This window comes from Microbacterium sp. FG3 (genome assembly GCF_057809335.1).
On record NZ_JBMDJT010000080.1, the window covers coordinates 1 to 602 of the forward strand.

Sequence of the window (602 nt, forward strand, 5' to 3'; positions counted from 1 at the left end):
ACCGGTTGAATCCGCCGCGAGACTTCTCCATCGGTGAGCCGAACCGCCGGTACGTGGGCGATATCACCTACCTCCCGATCGCGGACGGGTCGAACCTGTATCTCGCGACCTGCATCGACCTCGGCTCCCGCAAGCTCGCGGGTTGGCAGGTCGCCGACCACATGCGCGTAGGACTCGTCGAGGACGCCCTCCGCGCCGCAGCTCGTGACCGCGGCTCGCTGGCCGACGCGATCTTCCACAGCGACCACGGCAGTGTCTACGCCTCGAAGGCCTACGCCGCGCTCTGCGCGCAGCTGGGCGTCCTCCAGTCCATGGGTGCGGTCGGCACGAGCGCCGACAACTCCCTGGCGGAGAGCTTCAACGCCGCGCTCAAACGCGAGCTCCTCCAGGGGCGCCCTGCGTTCCCGGACCAGGCCACCGCCTACCGGGCCGTGTTCTGGTGGGCGAACCGCTACAACACCCGCCGGCGCCACTCCGCGATCGGCCACGTGAGCCCGACCACCTACGAGAACGCCTATGAAGCCGTGAGGTCAGCTACCCTCGCGGAAGCGGCATAACCAAACCGACACCGTGTCCACGATCGAGGGTCAAGGCCCAACGGC

The 602-nt window shown here is 68.3% G+C and carries 1 protein-coding gene; it reads left to right on the forward strand.

Translation table 11 applies throughout. The features are described from left to right. A partial coding sequence (locus ACODR5_RS13540; RefSeq protein WP_488983916.1) for an IS3 family transposase occupies positions 1 to 557 on the forward strand: 557 nt, incomplete at its 5' end. Between the last annotated feature and the right edge of the window lie 45 nt (positions 558 to 602).